Origin of the sequence: Paludibacter sp. (assembly GCF_009712605.1) — a bacterium.
GTDB lineage: Bacteria > Bacteroidota > Bacteroidia > Bacteroidales > Paludibacteraceae > Microbacter.
Genome location: NZ_WASO01000011.1, coordinates 42,143 through 65,250 on the forward strand (window position 1 = coordinate 42,143; position 23,108 = coordinate 65,250).

At 44.3% G+C, this 23,108-nt stretch carries 17 protein-coding genes; 8 read left to right on the forward strand and 9 right to left on the reverse strand.

Translation table 11 applies throughout. The features are described from left to right. Positions 1–50: 50 nt before the first annotated feature. Positions 51–1,430, forward strand: a complete 1,380-nt coding sequence (locus F8N35_RS09725) for a DUF4270 domain-containing protein (RefSeq protein ID WP_293052025.1) — start codon at positions 51–53, stop codon at positions 1,428–1,430. Between the two features lie 671 nt (positions 1,431–2,101). Beyond that, positions 2,102–2,974 carry a TraB/GumN family protein gene (locus F8N35_RS09730; RefSeq protein WP_293052028.1) on the forward strand — a complete coding sequence of 291 codons (873 nt, stop codon included), beginning with the start codon at positions 2,102–2,104 and terminating at the stop codon, positions 2,972–2,974. Positions 2,975–3,305: 331 nt separating this feature from the next. Here F8N35_RS09730 and hydE read toward each other — a convergent pair whose 3' ends face one another. From hydE to F8N35_RS09770, 8 genes are all read right to left on the reverse strand, one after another. Beyond that, on the reverse strand, positions 3,306–4,400 hold the full coding sequence (gene hydE, locus F8N35_RS09735; RefSeq protein WP_293052031.1) for a [FeFe] hydrogenase H-cluster radical SAM maturase HydE: 1,095 nt from the start codon (positions 4,398–4,400) through the stop codon (positions 3,306–3,308). Then, positions 4,397–5,590 carry a [FeFe] hydrogenase H-cluster maturation GTPase HydF gene (gene hydF / locus F8N35_RS09740; RefSeq protein WP_293052034.1) on the reverse strand — a complete coding sequence of 398 codons (1,194 nt, stop codon included), beginning with the start codon at positions 5,588–5,590 and terminating at the stop codon, positions 4,397–4,399. The genes hydE and hydF overlap by 4 nt, the downstream gene beginning before the upstream one ends. A 47-nt stretch (positions 5,591–5,637) precedes the next feature. Further along, complete coding sequence (gene hydG / locus F8N35_RS09745) at positions 5,638–7,059, reverse strand: [FeFe] hydrogenase H-cluster radical SAM maturase HydG (protein WP_293052037.1); 1,422 nt, start codon at positions 7,057–7,059, stop codon at positions 5,638–5,640. Positions 7,060–7,381: 322 nt separating this feature from the next. Then, entirely contained in the window at positions 7,382–8,794 is a 1,413-nt protein-coding gene (locus tag F8N35_RS09750; RefSeq protein WP_293052040.1) for an HD domain-containing protein, read from the reverse strand. Positions 8,795–8,912: 118 nt separating this feature from the next. Beyond that, complete coding sequence (locus tag F8N35_RS09755; protein ID WP_068702034.1) at positions 8,913–9,206, reverse strand: DUF721 domain-containing protein; 294 nt, start codon at positions 9,204–9,206, stop codon at positions 8,913–8,915. A gap of 52 nt (positions 9,207–9,258) precedes the next feature. Beyond that, complete coding sequence (locus F8N35_RS09760) at positions 9,259–12,012, reverse strand: putative LPS assembly protein LptD (RefSeq protein WP_293052045.1); 2,754 nt, start codon at positions 12,010–12,012, stop codon at positions 9,259–9,261. Positions 12,013–12,157: 145 nt separating this feature from the next. Next, on the reverse strand, positions 12,158–13,081 hold the full coding sequence (locus F8N35_RS09765) for a putative 2-dehydropantoate 2-reductase (RefSeq protein ID WP_293052047.1): 924 nt from the start codon (positions 13,079–13,081) through the stop codon (positions 12,158–12,160). Positions 13,082–13,121: 40 nt separating this feature from the next. Continuing rightward, complete coding sequence (locus F8N35_RS09770) at positions 13,122–13,796, reverse strand: type 1 glutamine amidotransferase family protein (RefSeq protein ID WP_293052050.1); 675 nt, start codon at positions 13,794–13,796, stop codon at positions 13,122–13,124. A gap of 154 nt (positions 13,797–13,950) precedes the next feature. Here F8N35_RS09770 and F8N35_RS09775 point away from each other — a divergent pair, with 154 nt between their 5' ends. The 4 genes from F8N35_RS09775 to F8N35_RS09790 all read left to right on the forward strand — a co-directional run bounded on the left by F8N35_RS09775 (position 13,951) and on the right by F8N35_RS09790 (position 18,381). Next, the gene (locus tag F8N35_RS09775; protein WP_293052053.1) at positions 13,951–15,201 is read left to right on the forward strand and encodes a carboxypeptidase-like regulatory domain-containing protein; all 1,251 of its coding nucleotides are present in this window, start codon (positions 13,951–13,953) and stop codon (positions 15,199–15,201) included. A 168-nt stretch (positions 15,202–15,369) separates the two neighbouring features. After that, positions 15,370–15,930, forward strand: a complete 561-nt coding sequence (locus F8N35_RS09780; protein WP_293052056.1) for an RNA polymerase sigma-70 factor — start codon at positions 15,370–15,372, stop codon at positions 15,928–15,930. An 11-nt stretch (positions 15,931–15,941) separates the two neighbouring features. Beyond that, positions 15,942–16,799 (forward strand): FecR family protein, encoded by an 858-nt coding sequence (locus F8N35_RS09785; RefSeq protein ID WP_293052059.1) that lies wholly within the window; start codon positions 15,942–15,944, stop codon positions 16,797–16,799. Between the two features lie 37 nt (positions 16,800–16,836). Continuing rightward, positions 16,837–18,381 (forward strand): STN and carboxypeptidase regulatory-like domain-containing protein, encoded by a 1,545-nt coding sequence (locus tag F8N35_RS09790; protein WP_293052062.1) that lies wholly within the window; start codon positions 16,837–16,839, stop codon positions 18,379–18,381. Between the two features lie 175 nt (positions 18,382–18,556). Here F8N35_RS09790 and F8N35_RS09795 read toward each other — a convergent pair whose 3' ends face one another. Further along, positions 18,557–20,338 (reverse strand): oxaloacetate decarboxylase, encoded by a 1,782-nt coding sequence (locus F8N35_RS09795; protein ID WP_293052065.1) that lies wholly within the window; start codon positions 20,336–20,338, stop codon positions 18,557–18,559. 336 nt (positions 20,339–20,674) lie between these two features. On the opposite strand from F8N35_RS09795, the gene F8N35_RS09800 reads away from it, so the two are divergent. Together F8N35_RS09800 and asnA are read left to right on the forward strand one after the other, a co-directional pair. Then, positions 20,675–21,910, forward strand: a complete 1,236-nt coding sequence (locus F8N35_RS09800) for a M48 family metallopeptidase (RefSeq protein ID WP_293052068.1) — start codon at positions 20,675–20,677, stop codon at positions 21,908–21,910. A gap of 119 nt (positions 21,911–22,029) precedes the next feature. Further along, complete coding sequence (gene asnA, locus F8N35_RS09805; RefSeq protein ID WP_293052072.1) at positions 22,030–23,067, forward strand: aspartate--ammonia ligase; 1,038 nt, start codon at positions 22,030–22,032, stop codon at positions 23,065–23,067. Positions 23,068–23,108 lie beyond the last annotated feature (41 nt).

Consider the following 23,108-nt stretch of genomic DNA (forward strand, 5'->3'; position numbering starts at 1 on the left):
TGTTGTAACATGGAGTTCAATATGTTCTTAAACAAGAAAATTATTATTATATGAAATTTTTCCTGTATGTAGTATGTGCCGCTACTATTTTGATGTTTTCCTCCTGTTCCGGAGATTATGATTTAGGGACGTCCATTCAGCCCTCCGGAGATGGAATAGTATTGGGTACTGATACATTTTATGTTAATTCATTCAGCATAAAAACAGGCACGAACAGTTCACCGGCAAGTTGCTCGGCAGACTCGCTTCTGCTGGGGGAATTGTATGACGCTACATACGGAACAACTCGGGGTGAAATCCTTGCCCAGTTCACTGCCCCCAGCACATTTTCGTTACCAGCCGGAGCTGTAGCCGATTCGTTGTCATTAACCCTTGTGTTCAATACATGGAAAGGAAACAAACATTCTCCGGTACAAATATCGGCTTACGAAATGGACAAGGGAACTCTCGACTACAACACGACCTATTACACCACCGAAGATGCCTCTAAATATTGTTCAAAAAGCAAACTTCTGGGTTCGCGTATTTCGGTAGCAGTGCCGGATACTTTAAAGGACACCGTATCGTACCAACCGCACCTGAAATATAAATTCTCGGCAGATGAGGTCAAAAGATTCTTTCAGGCCGCTAAGGATGGTACTTTTAATAGTCAAAGTTCATTTGCAAACTTCTTTAAGGGTATCTACCTGCGCTCCGAATATGGAGATGGCTCTATCTGGAACATTCACCACCTTTACATGACTTTGTACTACAAATATCATGCATTTGTGTCCAATAAAGATACGGTTCTTACTTCGGGGCTTATTTTCCCGGCCAGCAAGGATGTGCGTCAGATAGGCCTTATATCGCACAAAGATATCATCAGTACCATCGCCAGCGTACCTGACTCGGTCACTTACATTACCTCTCCTGCCGGCATCTACACGCAGGTGAATATTCCTGTCGGACGTATTCTGAACAAAGCAAAACAACGTTTCGGCAGTAAAGTGATCAATTTTAATCATGCAGGGATGACTGCCGAAGTTGTTAACAGGGATACAATCAATCCTTACGCGTTGAAACCGCCGACAACGCTTCTACTGACCCGCAAAGCAAACCTGCTCAATTATCTGAAGAATTACAACTATTCCAGCGATACCCTAATGGTGGCAACTTACAACTCGACCAAGCATTGCTATACATTCGACCTTTCTTCTATGCTCTCGGCGAAACTGCATAAATACTATGGAAATTCTGTCATCCCGGCAGATGCAGTTGAAGAAATGGTATTGGTGCCGATAGAATACACCTTAGCCAGCAGTAGTTCGAGTACAATAACGTCAATAAAACAACAGTCGACTCTTAGCGGAGTACAAATACGAAACAAAAAGACCCATGATCCAAAATACGATTCGCCTCTACGAATAAATATACTCTATAACGGATTCTGACGGGGTTCAGGACAAACAACAGAGGCTGTCTCGCAATGAGACAGCCTCTGTTGTTTTAAAGAATGAGCTTTTGTGAAAGTCTCAATTAAAGCTAAACCCCCACAAAAGCAATTATATGATAAAATATTTGTTTATATAATATAAATTAATCTACAAATACAAACGTATTCCTATTTATATTAACACGAATAATTACATTTGCAAAACAAACCGTCTTTATATCAGTAGCCGCATGAAGAAAGGCTGCCTGATTCTTTTAACTAACCGAAATCGAAAAGTAGCGAAAGAGGCTGTTGGTAAACACCGGCAATGATTTGATCTCCGACTCTTGCGCAACATACTTTTCAAACAGCCTGTAGACAGCTATAAACAAGTATCGGCAACGAAAGTTATACCGATTGTGAGATAAATACAAGTAAATGAAAAATTTACATTCCAATTTCGGTTCACTATCCACAGGGAGGAAAATCTTTCTATCGATAATCATTTTACTGTTATCATTGATCTACGTGCTCTTTTGCCAACAGAATCAGATGTATAATTCGTTTGAATTGGGCAAAGCAATTGGGATACAATGCAGGCACTTGATCTTCAATCTGATAGTTATCAGTCTGTGCTATAATTTTTTCAGATCACTAAAACATTAAGTAACACCTTACAATACTTACAAAATGAACAAAAAACAAATTCTTCTGCTACTGGTAACATTATTAATTACTTGTAGCACCAATGCTCAACTGTTATGGAAAATATCGGGCAACGGACTGGCCAAACCTAGCTACCTCTTCGGAACTCACCATCTGGTAGATAAAGACCAGATAAAAAATATCGACCAAATCATCGATCTCAGCAAGCAGACCGATGCCGTGGTGGGCAAGATGGAAATTCCCGACCCGGCTACAGCCCAGATGAAAATGTTGCAGGCAGGAATGCTTACCGGCACCACTATGAAAGAACTGTTATCTCCCGAAGATTACCAACTGGCCGATAACGAATTTCAGCAACTGATGGGTGCCGGTATGGCTCAACTGGGCATGATGAAACCGATGCTGCTCGAAACACTTTACTGCAGCATGACATTTATGAAAGCTTACGGCATGACAAAACAGCCTGAAGCAATCGACGCCATATTGCAGAAAGCAGCGAAAGAAAACAACAAGAAAGTGATTGGATTGGAGACCCTCGACCAACAAATGGATATCATTCTCAACAGCCTTCCGCTAAAACGACAAGCTGAAATTCTGATGAAAGAGATCAAGGAGAAACAAAAAGGAATCGACCTGCTGATTCAAATAACAGATGCCTATAAAGCCGGCGATATGGCAAAAGCCGAAGCCCTCGAAAAAGCCGACTGGAGCATGACTGCCAATGAAAAGAAACCCCTGATTGAAAACCGCAACAATTCCTGGCTGGCAAAACTACCCGAGCTGATGAAATCGCAATCGTGTTTTATTGCCGTAGGTTTTTTCCATTTAGTTGACGACAAAGGACTGGTGGCACAACTCAAAAAAGCAGGCTATACCGTTGAAGCAGTCACCCTATAAGTGCTATAGACTTACATAAACATATCGTCGAAAGGCTATAACCGTATATCGTTGCGCCTATGGTAACGATACTTTGCTTAAACATTTTAGTTTTTGATTTCAGGGCGACGTGATGTCGCTCTGAAATTGTATTCTAACCAAGTAATCCCCTTGTTAAGCAAGCATGGCAAATTCTTCGTTTCAGGAAAAGATACCGGTTCGCTCTATCTTGGGCTAAACATTAGGCAAACTTGGAAGGAAAAAGGGGTCCGGTTATCCGGGTTCGACTATGCTCGAAGCGTACGAAATAGCAACAAACACGTCAACCAAATAAAAAAACACTTCAATCTCATTATTTGCCCTTTGGCACATCCCGTTTTGCGAAACGGGGCGAATCACCCCAGTGGGCATACCCCACCTCGTGATTCACCAGATGCACCCTCACATCGATGCAGCTCTTGCAATCATCTGCATTTTCGTCGGTGCAGGGTTTGTTTTCGTACAACGCGTAACTGTCACGAAACCGACCGGGAGTTATGTTCGGCATCAGTATGTTCGCTCCAATTTGAATGGCTTTCTCACGCCCCATCTTATCGATAGCCTGCAGGGCTGTAGTGGCCGCTATGTTGATATCGGGCATCAGTATTCGCAAAATGGCAATCATGCGCAGCGTGAGCTGCAACCGTTCGTTCAACGTCATCAAACCCTCACGATAACTGTACAACGGCGTATCCTTATGTTCAATATAAGGGCCCATGCCACACATATCGATATCGAAACGCTTCATAAACAGTAAGTCGTCAGCCAGATGCTCCACGTTCTGGAAAGGCAGACCCACCATCACTCCGGTTCCTACCTGATATCCTATCTTTCGCAACGCATAGAGAGCATTTACCCGGGCGTCGAACCGATGATTCGCGTCACGGGGATGAATGCGTTCATAGAGCTCCCGGCTGGACGACTCAATGCGCAGCAGATAACGATGTGCCCCCTTGTCGAACCACTCCCGGTAAACCTCTTCCGACTGCTCGCCGCACGAAAGGGTGATGCCGATACTGCCACCGGTAAGTTCTTCCGATCGGGCAATAATACGGCTTATCTTATCCGTAAAAGATTTTCCGGTCAACTCGCCCGACTGCAATGCCACCGATCCATAACGGTTCTCATGCGCAAAGCGAATGGCAGACAGCACTTCGTATTCCGAAAGTGAGTATCGGTTAACATCGCTGTTCGATGTCCGGATGCCACAATAGAGACAATCCTTCCGGCACACGTTCGACATCTCCACCAATCCCCGCAGAAATACCTTGTTGCCCACCGTCTCTTGTTTTACCTGCGCCGCATGACGGAAAAGAATCTTTTCATCCTCTCCCGAAAGCTGCAACAGGAAAATAATATCGTCGCGCAACAACTCCTTCCGGCTCAATATGTCGGATACTCGGTTCATTTGGCAAACATGGCGGTGGCACGCTCAAAAATACCGTGCATGTAGGCAATGGCCAATCCGTAGTTGGTCACCGGAACTCCGGCATCGACAGCCGGTTTCAGGCGGCTGTGCAACTGTTTGCGTGTCACCATGCAACCGCCGCACTGCACTACCAACGCAAAGTTGGTAATCTCTTCCTGAATCTCGGACAATCCCGACACAACCTTGAATTCAAGTGATTTTCCTGTGAATTTTTTCATCCAGTTCGGTATCTTGAATCGTCCGATATCGTCGCAACTTACCTGATGGGTACACGATTCGAGAATCAACACCCTATCGCCATCCTGCAATCGGGAAATGGTAGAAGTCCCTTCAAGATATTTCGCGAAATCACCTTTTAGGCGGGCAAAAATAATGCTGAAACTGGTGAGCGGCACATCCCCGGGAATCAGTTTGGATACCAGTCCGAATGCCTGGCTGTCGGTTACTACCAATACCGGTTTTATACCTAATCTCAGAAAATCTTCTATCTCGGTCTCCTTCACCGTTACACAAATACAATCGTTATCCAGCACATCGCGAATGGCCATGTTTTGAGGCAGAATCATCCGTCCGTCCGGGGCTTCGCTATCGACTGGGGTTATCAGCAATACAACATCTTTGGGTTTCACCAGATCACCAAAAAGCGATGGCTTTTGGTAAGCCGTTTCCGGAATGGTATTCTTCAGACGGGCGATCAACTCCTCCTGATTGGAGAGACTCACCGTACTGAAATCCAGAATGTCCTTCCCCGTGGCTGCAAATACCTTTTGCTCTGTGACAGGCAACACAATCGCTTCATCGCTCTTGTTGTGAACGATCATATAGGGCACTTCGTATTCTCCAAAACGCTTGACCAGATCCGCTTCATACGCACCGTACTCGTTTCCTGCAAGAAGCAAAATGGCACAATCGACCTGTTTTATCACCTCACGGGTTTTCTTAATGCGTTTTTCGCCCAGTTCGCCTGTATCGTCAATACCGGCCGTATCGATCAATATAGCCGGTCCTATTCCGAATATCTCTACCGACTTCTTCACCGGGTCGGTGGTGGTTCCTGCGTGATCGGAGACAATTGCCAAATCCTGTCCGACCAACAGATTGATAAACGAACTCTTCCCGTTGTTTCTTCTGCCGAATATGCCTATATGTGGTTTTATATCTTTTGCCATAACTATTTTCTGTTTATGTGGGTTCAAAACGAACCGGAAATCTCATATCAATAATACAAATCTCTTTCTCCGTCACGAATCTTCCCTATCTTTTCGCGCACCGACTGCTGCATCTTCTCGTCCAGCGTCCCGATGTTCTTCTCAATCGCTTTCCATCCCTTTTGTGCAGTCTTCTCGCCGGCATAGTCTTCAATATATTCAGCCAGCGTGAGCAACGCGTTGGGAGTGCAAAAACGTTTGATAAATCCCGGTACAGAAAACTCCATAAAGTGTTCTCCGGTACGTCCGCGTCGGTAACAGGAGGTACAAAACGAAGGCAACATATCTTGTTCCAACAGTTCATCAATAATCTCACTCAACGCACGATCATCATTTATTTTGAACTGACCTTTATCAAGATTTTCATTTTTCTCCTTCTCGGCATACGATCCCAATTCAATCTTGGTTCCACCGTCAATTTGCGACACACCATATTGTATCAACTCATTCCGCAGGGTTTCCGGTTCACGGGCGGTCAAAATCATACCTGTGTAAGGAACCGCCAATCGAAGGATAGCAATAAGGCGGGCAAAATCTTCATCGGAGACAAAATATTTATCTCCCGACATTAATCCCGATGCATCTTTGATACGAGGGAAAGAGATGGTATGAGGACCCACATTATAACAAGCTTCCAGATGGTTGGTATGACGCACCAGTGCCATCACCTCAAAACGCCAGTCGTAAAGTCCAAACAAAGCCCCGATACCCACATCGTCGAGCCCGGCCTCCTGCGCCCTGTCGAGCGACGTGAGACGATAGTCGTAATCGGTTTTCTTTCCACTCAGGTGATACTGTTTATAGGCTTCGCGGTGGTAAGTCTCCTGAAATACCTGAAAAGTGCCGATGCCTGCTTCCTTCAACACCCGGTAACCTTCAATTTCCATGGGAGCCGCGTTGATATTCACCCTACGTATCTCGCCATTCCCTTTTTTCACCGCATAAGCCGTCCGAACGTTAGCTGCAATAAACTCGGGAGAATAGGTACGATGTTCTCCGTACACCAAAATCAACCGCTTTTGTCCGTTCTCTTCCAGCGCTTCTATCTCCGAAACAAGCTCATCATCATTCAGCGTCTTCCGTACTGCATGTTGATTCCCGGCACGGAAGCCGCAGTAACTACAGTTATTCGCGCATTTATTGCCTACATAAAGTGGGGCAAACAACACGATACGGTTACCATACACCTGCTGTTTGAGTTGGCGGGCGCCCTCTTTAATCTCATCAATCAGCGCCGGATCATCGGCATTAATCAGCGTAGCCACCTCCTCAAGGGTCAACCTTTGCTTAGCAAGTGATTTATTAATGATCGCTCTTATCTTTTCGCTGGTAGCTGCGGTGTTTGTAATATAATTCCAGATCTCTTCTTCATCAATAAAAGAGGTCATTGCCCGATCCGGAACCTTGTAAGTCTCAGGTGTAAACTTCATATCAACTGATCGTTTTTATAAATAGTAGGATGTAAAATTCCTGTTAGTGTGAATTCGAAAGGAAAAGAATGTTGCTGAAGTGCTTCAGACTTCCTTGCCAGGTGTGCAACAGGGTTTCAGACAGGTTGGAAGAGGCCAACGCCTCAAAATGGGTGCAAATATACTCTCTGAAAGTGCCCTTTCGCAAGTACGTTCACTTGATTTGTTTGGATTTAACTTAAGAGTGGAAAAATATTACGGATAATGAGAGAAATAAGTAACGGAAAAACAAAATACCCCCAATCAGAATGAGAATTTCCGATTGGGGTAAATATGTTCGATGTTACTTTTTCACAATACCCAGTTCCACGGCTTTGGCCATCAGAAAACGGTAGGCCGCATCGTATTCGTTGGGGATTTCGCCATCGAGAATGGCATCTTTAATGGCGTTTTTCAGCAGTCCCACTTCGCGGCATTGGGGCAGGTTGAAAATCTTCATTATCTCGACTCCGTCGATAGGCGGTTGCCAGTTGCGGATTTTGTCTTTGGTCTCTATATCGATAAGCTTTTGCCGTACCAGCGCGAAGTTCTCTAGGTGAGTACGTACCTTAACCTGATTTTTCGAGGTAATATCGGCTTCGCAAAGCTGCATCAGAAGGTCGATATCGTCCCCGGCATCAAACAAAAGACGACGGATAGCCGAATCACTTACTCCTTCCTCGCTCAACACGATGGGGCGCATGTGGAGAGACACCATCTTCTGCACAAAACGCATCTTCTCGTTCATCGGCAGCTTCATCCGTTTAAAAATGCCCGGAATCATCTTTTCTCCGATAAAGTTATGGTTATGGAAAGTCCAACCCGTTTGGTCATCCCAGCGTTTGGTAACCGGCTTGGCAATATCGTGCAGCACGGCTGCCCAACGCAGCCAAAGGTTGTCCGAATGCGATGCCAATTTGTCGAGGACGGCCAGTGTGTGTACAAAATTATCTTTATGCCCTTTCCCCCCGCGTACATCCACTCCTTTCAGAGCCGACAATTCAGGGAAGATCAGTTCCAGCAACCCCGATTTATCGAGCAGGAAAAATCCTTCGGACGGGTGTTTTGCTGCCATCATCTTGTTCATCTCGTCGGCAATGCGTTCGGCAGAAATAATCTTAATGCGCTCGCGGTTGCGGATAATGGCATCGAAGGTATCTGGATGAATTTTGAATTGCAATTGCGTGGCAAAACGTATGGCGCGCATCATGCGTAAAGGATCGTCGCTGAAGGTAATATCGGGGTCAAGTGGCGTGCGGAGAATCTTCTTCTCCATATCTTCCAGTCCACCGAACGGATCAAGCAGTTTACCAAGTGTGTCTTTATTGAGCGAAATAGCCAGCGCATTGACCGTAAAATCGCGACGACGCTGGTCATCTTCCAGTGTTCCGGCTTCCACCACCGGCTTACGCGAATCGTGGCTGTAAGACTCACGACGAGCACCCACAAATTCCACCTCCACGCTCCCTTTCTTTAGCTGAGCCGTACCGAAAGTCTTGAACACGCTCAGATGGGTTCCCTTGCCCCATTTCTTTGCAACAGCCTGAGCAAGCTCAATTCCGCTCCCTACCACCACCACATCGATATCTTTCGAATTCCGTTTCAGGAAAAGGTCGCGCACGTATCCGCCTATAACGTAGCACTCGCACTGCATCTCGTCGGCAGCTTCCGAAATGAGTTGAAATATTTTATGTTGAAGAAATTCCTGCATGAACAAATTTCAGGTTCAAAGTTTCAAGTTTCAAGTTCAAAGTTTTCGGGCATGAAGACGTTGCTCAAACGTTAATCTAATGGTGCAGATTCAGTTCCCCTCCTCCTTAGGATGGGTTGGGCAATTACCGAAAAACGACTTCGGTTACCACATCATCTCCCAAAGCCCGGTTGATTTTTTTTACAATTTCGTCTTTCGACATCGAAAGGCTGTGCCGAAGTACAGACGATGTAAGAGTCACATAAAGCTTTTGGCGACGGATCTCTACGTTGGAGGTATAAGATGCCACTGTGGAGCCCATAATTTCACCCCATGAACTGACAACCCGGTTCTCGAGCAGTTTGCGATTGAAGGCTTTCTTTTCGGCCAGAAATACTTTTATCGCTTCTCCGAGGGTTTGCGCATTTTGTCTTTTCATGTACCCGTTAATTTCAAATTTTCAGTTTCTATAAATATTAACTATGGTACTTTTATTCCCATTTAACATTCTCGCCGTAGTTGCTCCGCTTTTCATACTTCAAATCCTGCAGCAGCGACGATTTAACGGCAATCTTGAACGAATAAGAGGTGTAGTAACCCACCGGTACTATTTGTGCGCTCATCGACCAGCAGTGAAGGTCGCGGGTGATGCTCAAGTTTACCTGCGTGAGTTTTTTATCGGAGAAGCTATAGGTAGCCGACCAGTTGCAGTTCCATTTCGGGGTTGGCGATAACATGCCATTAAAACTAAGGCTATGCGTCAATCCCATATTGTAGTCCATCTTCTGATAGTTAAAAGTCGATTGCCCATACTGCACACCATAGTTGGCAGAGATACTCCATTTGAAAGTGGGCTTTACATATCCGTCGGCATCTAAATCTCGCTTTTCATTCTTTTTCTGCTCCGCAATAGAGTCTTGCTTATGCTTCATCACCAGTTCTGGGTTCAGTAAATCAGCCCCGGTCAAAGGTTTCAGTTTGTCCTCTTTCTCTTTGTCTTTTGCCTTTTCTTTAGCGTTCTTTTTCTTAAAAGTATCGTTATTAAGCGTGAAGCTCTGAGAGAAACTGGTTCCCATAAATCGGGGCAATTTCCCATGATTCCAACGTAAGCGATCCACATGCACAGGTTGTCCACTCGAATTCAGACCGTACATATACGGATCGAATGTTCCTCCGACATTCAACGTAAAATTGTTGGAAAACGGCATCTTAATACGAAGGTTAGCATTGATCAACGACCATCGAAGCGAGTCTGCCACCAGATTGTACGATCCACTGATAGAAAGATTATCAATAAGGCTTACCACTTTATAAACAGGCAGATCTGTAGTATCCGATTTCTGTTTTACCTTCATTTCAATGTTGTTGGTAAACGAATACCCGATAGCACCCGATTTTCCGGCACCTGCATAACCATAAATTTCGGATTCGAATGGCGAATATTTTACCGTTTCCTGATAAGCAGCATGAGAAGCTGTAGCTGCAACATATTTGCTGTAAGTGGAGTATGAACCCCAGATAGGATCACTAAAATCAGGATTGTAACTGAAACTGAACGAAGGAACAAAGACGTGACGGATACGATCAATCTTATCACCAAAAATTTTGCGGCTCGGCACATAAAATCCATACAATGTCGTTTGAGCAGAGATGCTTCCGCTAAAGTTGTATGAGCGGAAAAAGCCCGTTGTGGTATCCCTCGCCACAGTATTGTGTGCATCATCCCATCGCTGGTTGATTTTCCTCATATACCATCGTTCGGTATAATTAAATGAAGGGGTGATGGTTATGTAGTTGAACAGGCTAAAAGATGCATTCGTAGAAATGTTGTGCTTGGCTCCGTTTCGCCAGTCGCGTGATAACGATGATTTTAGCAACTTATATTCCTTGGTCTGAATGCTATTGGAAAAGTCGCCCGTATAGTTAAGCACCAGTTTTTCATACCAGCGTTCTTTGCCCACTGCTACTTTTCGTTTAAATGGATATAACGTCCCTGAAGCTACGCTCAGCGTTGGCAGGGTCATGTTGATGGTGGTATCGGACGTTACCTGAGTTACGTTGGCATTGGCCGTAATTGTCCATGAGTTTTCCGGAAAACTCTTGGTAAAGTTGATGCTCGACGTCTTGGTATTTTGCGACATCACCGATACATTGTACACATTATCAATGTTGTTGCGGTTGAAGCTGGTCGTAGAGAAGTTCACACTTCCCGACAGCCTGGAATAGGGATTCGACTTACTATCCTGGCTATGTGACCATTGGAGGCTCATACTGCTTGACGAACTATAATCGGGCATCCCCTTTTCGCTGAACACATCGTTGCGGTAACTGAAATTGAAATTACCGCGATATTTATACCTCTTCACGTACGAGCTTGCCCCATTGAGCGCCCAGGTTCCTTTGGTGTATATTTCGCCGGTAAGAGCAAGATCCACATAATCGCTAATGGCAAAGTAGTACCCTCCGTTATGCAGGTTGAACCCACGGGTGAAATCATCGCCATACGACGGCATAATCACACCGGAAGAATATTTATCGTTGAACGGGAAATAACCGAAAGGCAGTGCAATAGGCAAAGGAACGTCTTCCAACACAAGATAGGCCGGACCCGCCACGATAAAGCTCTTGGGCTTTACTTTCGCCTTAGTCATCTTGAGATAGAAGTGAGGATGTTCATGATCTTCGCAGGTAGTGTACTTACCATCGATCATGTTAATCATTTTATCGGGCGTGATTTTTGAAGTCTCACCCACCACAAAACCTTCACCCTGTTGTGTCACCGTATGGTGAATCAATCCCCGCTTAGAGTTGAAGTTGTACTTCAAATCGTTGGTTGTAAACTCATTCGATTCGTCTTTGAATATTGGTTTCCCCACCAGGGCTCCGGTAGAATCCTTCTTTGACGAAGCATATACCAGACTGCTATCCATATTCATTCGAATATAAGCGGCATCTGCCAACGACATCCTTTGGTACTTTAAATCGCCTTTGCCGTACATGTAACCGGTTCCGTTTCCATAAAAAACGATAGAGTCTTCGGCCTGATAGTTGATGATATCATCTATTTGCTGTTTCTTCTTTTTCGGTTTCATCGATACCGAATCGACGGGAAGTACACGGCGGAGTGTATCGCCTGAAAGCTTTTTATTGTCCTGCGGAGGGGCAATTATTGCTGAAGCTGAAGCAAACAGCAGCAGAAAAAAGCCAAGTAATACACTTATTATTAATACTTTATTTCGAAGCATGCGACGATTTTGACGGCAAAAATTATCTTGCAAAGATACTATTTTTTAGCGGTGGGATAAAGTGCTATCATGCAGCAGTTCACAGAAGCCCTCATATTTGGATAATTTACCATTTATGAGCACTTTGAAACGAAATATACGCCGGTTAGATTTCAGACAGCCCGGCTTGAATAAACCGAAGCTGCGACTCAAGCATGGCTACTTTCTTCATGGCGTAACCGGCTTCCATAGCTGCTTTTACGGGACGTGAATAAATATATTCAATCTCCATCGGACGCTTATAATCAAAGTCGAGTTTCATGCTTGGCGCATAAGGGGTCATGCTGTCGGTGAGCTCCATCATCTTATCGGCAAAACTCTCTTTAACTTCTACGCCACAAGCCCGGGCTCCGTTTATCACTTCAAGCATCAGGTCGTACGAAAGCTGACGGGTGGAGGCCTCGCTCATCAAACGGTCGGTAGTTGTGTTCAACACAACAGTCATCCCGTTGTAAGGAATGTTCCAGACCAGTTTCTGCCAACGAGCCTGCATCAGGTCTGATGCCACTTCGGTTGGAACTCCGGCTTCGGTGAAATCGTTCTTAATTTGTTCCACTACAGGATCAATATCTCCCTGAAATACTCCCAGATTCAACTTCCCGTAATCAAGATGGGCAATGTGTCCGTCGCCAATTTTGTTCGAGCAGATAAATGCCATTCCTCCGACAATAGGTCGAAGCGGGAAAACGGAGGCAACATCCTGCTCAACACCCAAACCATTTTGGATCAATACAATAACGGTTCCGGAATGAAGAATCGGCGACAAAAGTGATTTCAGAAGATAGTTGTTGGTGGTTTTAAGACATACAAGTACCACATCCGCCTTTGGCATATCGGCTGTGGATTGGTAGGCATTGATACCGGTAAGGTGAAAATCCCCATTTACCGAATCTACCTTTAATCCATTGTCCAACACATATTCATAATCGCTGTGAAACAAAAAATGGACATCCTTACCTGAATGCGCCAGTTTGCCACCATAAAAACCACCCAGTGCACCACTACCAATTACTGCATATTTCAATGACATTCGACTCTGTTTTTTGAAAGAATTAAGAAATAAATAGTTGCTATTGCAGAGACGCCATCAAGGCATAAAAATAGTTTGGCTCTTTGAGCTTATGCAATGAATACCAGGCCTCTAAAGTCTTCGGCTTAAACACATCGAGACGTTTGAGAATATGCTGTGCAAACTCAAGCGGAGCTGTGCCGGGAGCTGTAATCACGTTATCGTCGGTCACGGCCGGTTCGTTGAGATATAGTTCAGCTCCTTTGTAATCAGGGCATATCTGTTGAAGGAAATTCAGGTCGTTGCTGGTATGTTTCCGCGTATCAAGAATCCCGGCCTTTGCCAATGCAAAAGTCGCCCCACAAATAGCTCCGACAATCATCCCTTTGGGCAAAAATTCGGTTACTACAGAGAGTATCGGCAGGTGAATATCTTCCAGCCATGTTTCGCCGCCGGGAAGAATCAACAGATCGTTGCCTGTAAATTTGGTTTCATCCACTGTCTGATCGGGCAAAATGGTAATTCCTCCCATTGTTTTTACCGCGTCTTTTGTGTTGGCAATTGTGATAACACGCACAGGATTTCCCGGTTGTTTGAAGCATCTTCCGGTATTCAGTTCGGCGGTAATATATCCGGTTTCCCAATCGGCAAGAGTATCAAATATGTAAAGATAAGCGTTCATCGTATCTGTATAAAGTTTAGGAGAGGACAAAGGTAGCTGTTTTTCACGATTCATCTCATGGAGAAAGGCTTTACAATTTTTTTTGATAAAATTTTAGGGTATTTTTCACGTGAAGGGTCTTAGAATCGAAAAGCAAAAGATAAAGGCTGGCACAAATGCAGCCTGACACAAATAAAACTATCGTACAATCACTTTAATTTCAACCATTATGAAAACAACTATCGTAAAATGGTTTAGCTGCATGCTTACAGTGATGCTGTTGGCTCATTTTTCTCCGCTGGCAGCCCAATCAGGAGAAAATTATTACACCGTTAGCGGCGTGGTAAAAGATGCACAAACCAAAAAGAATCTGGGCTATGTTAATGTATCCGTTCCGGGCACTAATATCGGTACCATTACCAATGCCGATGGAGAATTCACCCTGAAAATCAAAGCATCGCTCAACGCGAAAGAGATAGAGTTTTCTCACCTTGCCTATAAAAACAAACGGATCGCTGTTGAAGGCAACAGTTCGGAAACAGTTGTCAGCATGACTCCAAATCCACGAATGCTGAGGGAGGTGACCATTCGGCCGGAAATGCCAAGAGAACTTGTAGAACAGGCTATTAACAAGATTCCTTCCAATTACAGCAAAAGTGCCGATCTCTTTACCGGATTCTATCGCGAAACAGCTCAAAAAGGGAAACGATACATCCAGATTTCGGAAGCTGTTGTCAATCTTTACAAAGACGCATACGATCATTCGATGTTCAAAGACCGTGTAAAAATCTTCAAAGGAAGACAATTGTTGAGCCAGAAAAGTTCGGATACGCTTGCTGTCAAATTAATGGGAGGCCCTACTCTGGCCGTAATGCTTGACATTGTAAAAAATCCTGATGTATTGTTGGATAAAGAAATATTGCCATGCTACAACTACGCCATGGAAGACCCTGTAAGCATTGACAATCGCCTGCAATATGTTATCAGCTTCAAACCGGGTGTTATTTTGCCGATTCCTCTCTACAACGGAAAATACTACATCGATCAGGAAACGTTGGCATTCACGAGAGTGGAATTCAGCCTCGACATGCAGGATCTCGACAAAGCCATTAACATGATGTTGGTTAAGAAACCGGTTGGGTTACGATTCCGTCCGTCTGAGTTCTCATTTGTAATTACTTACAAGGAACAAAACGGAACATATTACCTCAACTACGTACGCAGCGAAGCCAAATTCAAATGCGACTGGAAACGCCGTCTGTTCTCCAGTAAGTATGATCTGGTTTCGGAAATGGTAGCTACCGACAGGACTATGCAACCAACGGAAGCAATTCCTTACAAGGAAGCTTTTAAGTCCGATCAGGCATTCACCGATAAAGTTCCGTCTTTCTACGACGAAGCATACTGGGAAAACTATAATATCATTGCTCCGACTGAATCGCTGGACGCCGCTGTAAACAAGCTGAGAAAACAGAAATAAACAAGTCTTCGGTAATCAGTACCCGGTATGCAGCCAAAAACCTGCAAACTGCGTACTGATTACTGTATATTTTTTCAACTTTCTGTGTGCCAATAGTTAAATTATCACGTATCTTTGAATGATCTTTCGTTCAATCGTTGAGATACAACCTTAACCCAAACTGATGCTATGCTGGACGAACTACTGCTACTTTCGAAGATACGGAACAACGATCTGAAAGCCTTTGAAAAGCTCTTCCGCAGCTACTATGATCCATTGTGCCGGTATGCCAATTCGTACCTCAACAATATGCCTGTTGCAGAAGAAATTGTACAAGACCTGTTTTTCCTGTTATGGAAAGAGCGTGAAGAGTTACAAATCCGGCTGTCATTAAAATCGTATCTCTATCAGGCTACCCGAAACCGGGCTTTCCATTATCTGAAACATGCGCAAATTGAAGAGAACTATCGCGAGAAAGCAATGGGAGGATTTATTGAACACGGCAATCCTACTCCTGTTGATGAACTGGAGTACAAAGAACTTGAAGCACAGTTTTCGCTTTCGTTGAAACGTATGCCCGAAAGGCAACGCAAAATCTTTTGCATGAGTCGTTTCGACGGCAAAAAATATAGCGAAATTGCTCAGGAATTGTCCGTATCGGTAAAAACAGTTGAGGCCGAAATGACAAAGGCTCTGGCTCTCCTCCGAAAAGATTTAAAGCATTTCTCCAATACTCAAACGTCCGCATAATACCTACTACAATGACCGATAATTATAACAACAATATACAGCAGATTGACATCGACAAAGCATGGAATAACCTGCATGCAAGGCTGCAAGAGGACAATCTCATCCCAATTGCCGAGAAAGAGCGCAGCATTTTTGCTATGCCGGTCTTCCGTTGGGCAGTAGCCGCCATGCTTGCTCTTTGCCTCACCACGGTGGTTATCCGCTATTTTGTCCCCGATCGGCATAAAACTCCATTGCTTTCGATGCGCAACAATGACGCTGACAATACTCTTGTAAAGACACTGGAGGATGGATCGACGGTTTATCTGGCAGGTAGTAGCTCTCTATTCTATCCATCGCGCTTTGCTAAAGACTCCCGCGAAGTGGTTATGCAGGGAAATGCCCTGTTCGACATTGCCAAAAATCCCGAGAAGCCCTTCCGCATTGAAACAAAAAAGATTATCGTTGAGGTATTAGGTACTGCTTTTAATGTAAAAAGCGATGCCAAAGGGAGTTTTGAACTGGCTGTGCTCAGAGGTAAGGTAAAAGTAACCCAAAAATCGAACGGCGAGTTTGCTTATGTTGTAGCAGGCGAACAGGCAACAATTGTTGATAATCACTGGCAAAAAACCAAATATACAGACAACAATCTGTTGGAAAGCTTCACCAAACACATGAAATTCAAAGATGAACCTCTTGAAAAAATCGTTCAGGTCATCAACCGGTATTCACAACGTAAAGTTGCTCTGCAGGGCGAAGCTATTAAAACCCATAAGCTGAATGTGCAGTTTTACAACAACGATGTTGAAGGAATGACGAAGGTAATCAGCCTGGCTCTTCACCTCAAAAGAGAAGTAACTCAGGATTCGATTTTCATTTCACAGCCGTAACGCATTCTGTTATTAAAGCCTTAAATCTCTGTTATGTATGACTAAACGCTTTTTGTTTCTTCATATTTTGTTCTTTACACTCACGCTGTCGGCAGTTCATTCTCAGGAACCGCTACAGCGTTTGTTGTCTATACCAAAACAAAAAAGTTCCGTTTACGAGTTGCTAAACAAAATAGGAGAGCTTTCGGGTTACAGTTTTATCTATGACAGCAAAGTGACTGACAACGAGCGGAAAGTAAAGCTACCAGCCGGCACTTACACCCTTCGCGACGCCATCCTCCGGGTTCTGGGAAACAGCAACTATACACTTTCCGTTGTCGACCGTTACATCCTTATCGACAAAAAGCAAGCAACTCCTGTCGTCCGTGCAATTGTTCCTGATTATCCAAAGCCCGATTCGGTTACTTCAATCAACGTTAATGGCGCCGTTTACGATAAACTAAACAACGACCCCATTTCCGATTGTACTATCGGGATAGATGGCACCAGTATTGGTACGATTGCAAATGCCGACGGACGTTTTGCCTTGAAAATTCCGATAAAATACAAGGATGCCATGCTGCATGTATCTCACCTCGGATACGAAGCAAAACAGATTCCTATCGCTCTTTTTGGGGGCAATTCGCGCACCATCTACATGAACCAACGCATTGTTCCTCTGCAGGAAGTTATCGTCCGAATGGTCAACCCAAAGAAAATAGTACAGGAGGTGGTTGATTTCCGCTCCAGAAACTATCCTCAGGAACCATCGTACCTGACTTCATTTTATCGCGAAGGAATTGAAAAAAGAAAAGACCTGCTATACCTTTCCGAGGCCGTTTTCAAGGTTTTCAAACCCTCATACGAATCGCTTTCCGAAGGACAGATAAAGCTTTTGAAAATGCGGAAAATAACCAATGAGGCAAACAAAGACACGCTTGTGCTTAAAATGAAAGCCGGTCCCGAAGCTTCGTTGCTGATTGATTTGATGAAAAATCTTCCCGATTTTATGGATATTAGCGACAACACACCATTCAATTACAATAAAATCGACATGGTGGAATATGATTCGCATCTGGCTCATGTGGTAGCTTTTGAACCCAAATCGGATATAAGTGACCCTATGTATCGCGGCAGGCTTTATATCGATGCCAATAATTCAGCCCTGCTGCGTGCTGAATTTGAAGTTGATCCGCGGCATATCGATCAGGCTGCATCCCTTTTTATCGTAAAACGTAGTCGTGATGTACAGATCAAACCGCAGCAAATCTACTACAGCGTGGCCTACAAGCAATGGAATGGCAAATATTACGTCAGCCACCTGAGAGGCGATCTCTTTTTCAAAATGAAGCAAAAACGGCAACTATTCTATAGCCCGATGCACATCTTTTTCGAATCAGCTACCTGTAAAATTGATACGGTGGATGTAAAACCTTTCCCAAAAATAGAACGGGTACCTCTGAATAAGATATTTGCCGATACACAATATGTTTACGACACCTCCTTCTGGGGAGATTTCAATATCATACTTCCACAAGAAAAGCTGAATGAAGCCATTGAGAAGATTTCGGCCAAGGTGGAAGCTTCTGCTGATGGGAACTGACCAAAGACCGGGCAAATAAAGATTGTATGTAGAGTGCAGCGCATTGAGGCGCAAAACCAATGGGAGCAACCTATCCTTCGGGATGGTTGCTTCTTCTTTTGTCAGGCATTACCAAAAAATGAACCCCATAATCTGTTTCCGGATCATGGGGTTCATTATGAATTATCGATTGTTGTTAGTCAACAAAAGCAAGGATTTCGCCTTTTTCGATGATATCGCCCTGTTTTGGATAAGTAGCGACAATTTTACCGGCAAAAGCAGCCTTAACCGGCTCAATACCGTAAATGGTCTGGATATAACCAACTGTATCGCCTTCTTTCACTGCATCGCCGATGTTAGGAGCTTTCGATGCGTCAACCACATCGTATTCCCACAACATTTGTCCTTTTGCAGGAGCCTGAACGGCTTTCGCATTCGGATATTGTTCCTGAACGGTTGTAACGTCGATTTTCGGAACTTCAACGACCGGACGTGTAATAATAATCGGAGCACCTGCTTTTGCTTTTTCAGCTTCAAGTTCAGCTTCGAAACGTTTTTTAGCGCTACCGTTTTTGTAGTCGCGGTATTGACGTTCGTGCATTGCAAATTCGAACAGTTCTTCTTCGTCCTGACCAACATCCCAGCCGTTTTCTTTCATTTCGGCACGGTATTTGTCCAGTTCGTTGGGGAATGCATCCTGAGGATTGCCTGTATAGAATTCGAAGCCGTTTTTCTTAACCAGTTCTTTGATTTCGGGAGCCAGTTCGCCTGGAAGGTTACCCGTTTTACCCAGAATCATGTCCCATGCATTTTTGTCGATGGTGCTCCAGCGAGGTTCGCCTTTCAGGATGTGCATTACGTTCATCAGGGCGATGTTCTTCACATACTGGCTGAACGGAGTTACCAAAGGAGGATAACCCAAACGTGGCCAAATGTATTCAACTTCCTGGAACAATAGGACAACCAGTTCGTTGATTGTTACTTCGCGTTTTTTCTGAGAACGGAGAGCCATATTGATAGCACCATGCATACCTTTCAGGTCGGCCATCATAGAACCCATCATACCACCAGGCAAGCCGCAACCTACCAAGAGAGAGGTCATCACCTTGTTACCCGGATCGATGAAGTAACCGAGGAAGTCGTCGATGAATGATTGTGTCAACGAGCGTGCTTCCATGTAAGCTTCCATGTTGATGTCAGGAACTGTAAAGCCTGCATTTTTCAACATAGCCTGAATAGTAATTACGTCAGGGTGAACCATACCCCATGAGAGCGGTTCCATTGCTACGTCAAGGTAATCAGCACCGGCACGAGCCACTTCAAGCATTGAAGCTACAGAGAAACCAGGTCCTGTGTGACCGTGATACTGGATCTTAATGTGCGGATGACGTTTTTTGATAGCGGCTGTCAGTTCGCCAAGGAAAGCCGGACGACCGATACCGGCCATGTCTTTCAGACAGATTTCGTCGCAACCGAATTCAACCACTTTGTCCACCATTGCCATGTAATAATCCACAGTATGGATCGGCGAGTTGGTGATACAGCAGGCAACCTGCGAAATCATACCGGCTTCTTTTGCATATTTTACCGACAATTCGAGGTTACGGGTATCATTCAAGCCGCAGAATGAACGTGAAATGTTGGTGCCCTGAGCATGCTTCACTTTGAAGAACAGCTGACGTACATCGGCAGGTACAGGGAACATGCGGAGGCCGTTAAGACCACGTTCCAGCATGTGTGTCTGGATACCGACATCGTTGAAAGGCTTTGTCCATTCACGAACGGCTTTGTTAGGGTTTTCACCAAAAAGCAGGTTAACCTGCTCGAAAGCACCACCATTGGTCTCAACACGGGCAAAACAGCCCATATCGATAATTACCGGTGCAATTTTTGTAAGTTGGTCAACACGTGGCACATACTTTCCAGAAGCTTGCCACATGTCGCGGTACACTAAACTGAATTTTATTTCGCGTGACATATAAGTAAGTGATGTTTGTTTTGCCACAAAGTTAACCAAAAAACCAGTTTTGGCATGTATTTTTGATGTTTATTTTTTCTTAAAAAACACCTAATCAAATTGCACACTTGTATAGTATTTGTGCATGATTTTTAGGCATTTGAAGCAAGAAACGGATAGTTTCAGAGTGAAACTATTTTTCTCCCTTTGCGGGCGTTGAAAAATCTTAAAAACGGGATTTCGTACATTGCATTGTAGTGCATCAAAAACGAAAAGAACAGTCATTACATTTTTATTGTAAAGGCTTCGTCCGAATACCCTCTTAATAGCTAAATTTGCCTCTCAAAATTAAATTCTATGGCTTTACACCTATTTATCCTGATTATCATTTTTGTGGCAGGCGATTACCTGCTCGAACAAATACTTTCCATCCTCAACCGCAGACGGCTTTCCCCGGTTATTCCTCAAAAATTAATCGGAATATACGATGAAGAAAAATATGCCAAACAGCAAAACTATGCCTTGGCAAACAGCCGGTTTGAAGATTATACCCGCTTATTTGCATTAACACTGGAATTGGGAATGCTATTGCTGGGTGGTTTTGCATGGATCGACGACATTGCCCGCAGCATCAGCGACAACAGCATTGTAACCTCGTTACTCTTTTTCGGCATTCTGTTCGTCGGTAACGAACTGCTCACTCTGCCTTTCAGTATTTACGGCACTTTTGTGATCGAAGAACGTTTCGGCTTCAATAAAACCTCCGCAAAAACATTTATCCTCGATTCACTCAAATCACTTTTGTTGACGATTGTTTTAGCCGGAGGGATTCTGGCATTGATCCTTTGGTTGTATCAGCAATTAGGAGACAATTTCTGGCTGGCAACCTGGGCTGCAATTTCGCTGTTCTCGCTTGTCATGCTGCTTTTCTATTCCGAATGGATTGTGCCATTGTTCAATAAGCAAAAACCGCTTGAGGAAGGAGAGCTCCGCACCGCAATTGAAGCGTTTGCCCAAAAAGCAGGGTTCAGCCTGAAAAATATATTTGTCATTGACGGATCGAAACGTAGCACCAAGGCCAATGCCTATTTTACAGGCTTTGGGAGCAAGAAACGGGTGGTGCTTTACGATACACTGATTGAACAGCTAGCCACACAAGAAGTTGTTGCCGTGCTGGCACATGAAGTCGGGCACTACAAAAAGAAACATGTCATTTCGTCTCTTATCTCATCCTTTGTCCAATCATTTATCCTTTTATATATACTATCATTATTTCTTCGTTTGCCGATTTCTGCTGAAGTGCTGGGAGCCTCGCAACCTTCATTCCATATTGGCATAGTGGTATTCGGTCTGCTCTATCAACCCATATCTATTATTCTTGGCCTTATAATGAATGTATTCTCCCGGAAGCATGAATATGAAGCCGATGCTTTTGCAGCAGACTACGGACTGGGAGATGCTCTCATAAGCGGATTGCAGAAAATCTCCGTGCAGGCGCTGAGTAACCTCAATCCCCACCCCGCCTACGTTTTTGTTCATTATTCGCATCCCACATTGTTGCAACGGATGGAGCGGATTCAGAATCGCGAATAGCATATTTCTGACTTTTTGTTAGTTAAAAACAATAGATTTGTAATTTTATCGGGGATTTTTATAGCAATTTGATTAACTTTGTTACTCTTTTTGTCTGATCTATAAAAAATCACATTTCTATGAGTTATCTAATTGAACCGAAAAACTACACGCCCATTCTGAATCTTCAACAAACAGAATTGGGAATCACTAAAATCAAAGATTTCTTTCAGGCCAATCTTTCTGCCGAATTACGTTTACGCCGCGTCACGGCTCCTCTTTTCGTGCTTCAGGGCACTGGTATCAACGACGACCTGAACGGAGTGGAACGTGCCGTAAATTTCCCCATTAAAGATATGAATGATGCCCGCGCAGAAGTGGTGCATTCGCTGGCTAAATGGAAACGGGTGACACTTGCCGATTATAATATCGAACAAGGCTACGGCATCTACACCGACATGAACGCCATCCGTGCCGACGAAGAACTGGGCAACCTGCACTCGCTTTACGTGGATCAGTGGGACTGGGAACGCGTTATGTCGGCCGAAGAACGCAATATTGACTTTCTGAAATCGATTGTAAGAAGAATATACAGCACGCTTCTTCGCACCGAATACCTGGTTTCGGAAAGCTTCCCTGAAATACGCCCTTCGTTACCATCCGAGATTACCTTTATCCATTCTGAAGAACTGCGCAAGCTCTATCCGGATCTTTCCCCGAAAGAACGTGAATATAATGTAGCCAAACAATACGGCGCTGTATTTATAATAGGCATTGGCGGTCCACTTGGCGACGGAGAAAAACACGACGGTCGTGCACCGGACTATGACGACTGGACTACTGCCGGCGAAAAAGGGCTCCCGGGACTTAACGGGGATATCATTCTCTGGAATCCGGTTCTTGAAATTCCGTTCGAAGTCTCTTCCATGGGAATCCGCGTAGACAAGGCAGCTCTGCTGAAACAGCTTGAGATGGAAGGAAAAACGGAACGCCTCCAAATGTATTTCCACAAACGACTGATGGAAGATTCGTTGCCTCTTTCGGTAGGTGGCGGTATCGGGCAATCACGCCTTTGCATGTTTTTTCTGCGCAAAGCCCATATCGGAGAAATTCAGGCAAGCATCTGGCCGGAAGAGATGTATGAGCAATGTAAAAAATTAAATATCAATTTGATATAATCAAAAAAAGAGAGCCAAAACGGCTCTCTTTTTTGTTTTTG